Consider the following 3660-nt stretch of genomic DNA (forward strand, 5'->3'; position numbering starts at 1 on the left):
GTGGTGGGGGTGCCGGTGACGAGGGAGCGGTCGGGGGTGTTGGTGGTCAGTGCGTCGAGTCCGCGCAGGAGTTCGGCGCGGTCGGACCCGATGACCACCGCACGCCGCTCCAGCCGGGCGCGCTGGGCGAGCCGGCCCGCCACGTCGGTCACGCTGAGGTCCGGGTGGGTGTCCACGTGGTCCCGCAGCCGCCCGGCCAGTTCCGTGAGCGCCGCCGGGGTCGCGGCCGAGAGCATCCACGGGACGACGGCGGGCGGGGCGTCCTCCTGGTCCGCCCGCGGCTCCTCGTCCGGCTCGGGGGCCTCTTCGAGGATCACGTGGGCGTTCGTCCCGCTCACCCCGAAGGCGGAGACGCCGGCACGGCGGGGACGGTCGGTGGTGGTCCAGGGGCGGGGCTCGGTGAGGAGCTTGACCGTACCGGCGGACCAGTCCACGTGCGGGGTCGGCGCGTCGACGTGGAGGGTCCGGGGCATGGTGCGGTGGTGCATGGAAAGGACGGTCTTGATGATCCCCGCCATGCCCGAGGCGGCCTGGGTGTGGCCGATGTTGGACTTCAACGAGCCGAGCCAGAGCGGGTGTTCGGGGTCGCGGTCCTTGCCGTAGGTGTTGATCAGGGCCTGCGCCTCGATGGGGTCGCCGAGAGTGGTGCCCGTCCCGTGGGCCTCTACGAGGTCCACGTCGGCCGGGGTGAGTCCGGCGTTGCCGAGGGCCTGGCGGATGACGCGCTGCTGCGAGGGGCCGTTGGGTGCGGTGAGGCCGTTGGAGGCGCCGTCCTGGTTGGTCGCGGTGCCGCGCACGACGGCGAGCACGGTGTGTCCGTTGCGGCGGGCGTCGGAGAGGCGCTCCACCAGGACCACGGCGACGCCCTCGGCCCAGCCGGTGCCGTCGGCCGCCGCCGCGAACGCCTTGGAGCGGCCGTCCGCCGCGAGCCCCCGCTGCCGCGAGAACTCCACGAAGGTCGAGGGCCGGGCCATCACCGCCACGCCGCCGGCCACGGCGATGTCGCACTCGCCGGTGCGCAGCGACTGCGCGGCCAGGTGCAGTGCCACCAGCGAGGACGAGCAGGCCGTGTCCACCGTCACCGCCGGGCCCTCGAACCCGAAGGTGTACGCCACCCGGCCCGACAGCACGCTCGGCAGGTTGTTGTGGGACGTGTAGCCGTCGACGCCCTCGCCGATCAGGTCCGCGCCGATGGTGTACCCGGTGTGGAACCCGCCGGCGAACACCCCGGCCCGGCTGCCGCGCAGTGCCGAGACGTCGATGCCCGCCCGCTCGAAGACCTCCCAGGAGGTCTCCAGGAACACCCGGTGCTGCGGGTCCATCCCGAGTGCCTCGCGCGGGGAGATCCGGAAGAAGCCGGCGTCGAAGTCCCCGGCCCCGTCCAGGAATCCGCCCCGGCGGGTGTACGTCTTGCCGGGCAGTCCGGGCTCGGGGTCGTATATCCCGTCGATGTCCCAGCCGCGGTTCGTCGGGAAGTCGGAGAGCGCCTCGCCCCCGGAGACCAGCAGCTCCCACAGGTCCTCCGGGGAGGCGATGCCGCCGGGCAGCCGGCAGGCCATGCCGACGATCACGATCGGATCGTCGTCCACCGGTACGGCGGCCACCGCCGGGGCCTCCTCCGCCACGGCGCCGGTCAGCTCGCCCACCACGAACCGGGCCACCGCGCTCGGCGTCGGGTGGTCGAAGAGGAGCGTCGTCGGCAGCCGCAGGCCGAACTCCTTGACGAGGGCGTTGCGCAACTGCACCGCCGTCATCGAGTCGAAGCCCTGGCCGGTGAACGCGCCGTCGGTGTCCACCATGGCCGGGTCGCGGTGCCCGAGCACGGCCGCCGCGTGCGCCCGTACCGTGCCCAGCACGGCGGCCTCCCGGTCGGCGGCGGCGAGCCCGGCGAGCCGCGCGGCCGCGTCCGGGCCGGCCGGCCGGTCCTCCGCGGCGGCCTCCGACGCCCGCAACGCCTCCCGCACATCCGGCAGTTCACTCAGCAGGGCGCTGGGCCGGGCGGCGGTGAACCCGGGCGCGAACCGCGCCCAGTCGATGTCGGCCACCGACACCGCGGCTTCCTCCCGCTCGACCGCGGCGACCAGGGCGCGCACGGCGGTCTCCGGGGCCATCGGGGACACACCGAGCCGCCGCAGCCGCTCGGCCGCCCCGTCGACCGCGCCGAGCCCCGCGCCCGCCCAGGAGCCCCAGGCGACCGAGGTCGCGGTCAGCCCGCGCCGGCGGCGGTCCCGGGCCAGCGCGTCGAGGTAGGCGTTGGCGGCGGCGTACGCCCCCTGCCCGCCGCCTCCCCACACGCCCGCGTTGGACGAGACGAGCACGAAGGCGTCCAGGTCCCGGTCCCCGAGCACCTCGTCCAGGTTCCGCGCGCCCACGACCTTGCCCGCCATGATGCGGGCGAAGTCGGCGGGTGAGGTCTCGGCGATCGGGCTCTGCTGCCCGAGGCCGGCCGCGTGCACGACCGCGGTCAGCGGCCGGTCCGCCGGGATCGCCGCGACCAGCGCGCCCAGCGCCTCCCGGTCGGCCACGTCGCAGGCGGCCACCGTCACCGCGGCACCCGACTGCTCCAGTTCGGCGACCAGTTCACCGATGCCGGCGGCGTCACGCCCCCGGCGTCCCAGCAGCAGGAGGTGCTCCGCGCCGGCCCCGGCCAGCCACCGGGCGATCTGCCCGCCGACCCCGCCGGTACCGCCGGTGATCAGCACGGTGCCGCGCGGCACCCACGTCCGCCGGGCCTCGGCGGCGCCGAGCGGCGCCCGCACCAGCCGCCGGGCGAACACACCGGAGTCGCGGACGGCGAGCTGGTCCTCCTCGCCCGGACCGCCCAGCACGCCGGCCAGCCGCCGCAGCGCCTTCTCGTCCGGCTCCGCCGGAAGATCGACGAGGCCGCCCCACAGCCGCGGGTACTCCAGCGCGGCCACCAGGCCGAAGCCCCAGGTGAGCGCCTGGACCGGGGCCACCTCGGGCCCCTCGGGACCGTCCGTGCCGCCCGTCGTCACCGCCCACACGGGAGCGGTGATCCCGGCCTCGTCCAGCGCCGGCACGACGGCCGCGAGCAGCGCCAGACCCCGCGGCAGCGCCGGGAAGCGCTCGTCCGGCCGCTCGTCCAGGGACAGGAACGACAGGACGGCGCTCACCTCGGCGTCCGCCGCGACCGCCGACGCCAGCCGCTCGGCGAGCGCGCCCCGGTCGGCGTCCGCGAGTTCCAGCGCGACACCTTCCGCGCCGTGCGACCGGAGCGTCTCCAGGGCCGCCGTCACCCGCCGGTCGTCGGCACGGCCCGCCGGTACGAGGACCAGCCAAATCCCGGTCAGTCGAGGGGATTTCGCGTTCCCCACCCGCCGCCAGGTGACCCGGTACCGCCACGCGTCCACGGCGGCGTTCTCCCGGCCGCGGCGCCGCCAGCTCGCCAGGGCGGGGAGCACCGAGGCCACCGCCTCCCGGCCCTGGTCCCCGCCGACCTCCAGCGCCGAGGACAGCAGCGACGCGTCCTCCTCCTCGACGGCCTTCCAGAACAGCGCCTCCTGGGGGTCCGCGGGCGCCGCCTCGGGACGCGGGGCGGGAGTCGGCCAGTAGTGCTGGTGTTGGAAGGGGTAGGTGGGGAGGTTGGTGTGGTGGTGGGGGTGGGGGAGGTGGTGGTTGGGGGTGTGGTGGGTGTGGGTG

1 protein-coding gene is annotated in these 3660 nt (G+C 76.0%); it reads right to left on the reverse strand.

Going from position 1 to position 3660, the window contains the following annotated elements:
* A partial coding sequence (locus tag AB0927_RS40815) for an SDR family NAD(P)-dependent oxidoreductase (protein WP_366672939.1) occupies positions 1 to 3660 on the reverse strand: 3660 nt, incomplete at both ends.

The organism is Streptomyces sp. NPDC048106 (assembly GCF_040706415.1).
In the GTDB taxonomy this organism is placed as follows: domain Bacteria; phylum Actinomycetota; class Actinomycetes; order Streptomycetales; family Streptomycetaceae; genus Streptomyces.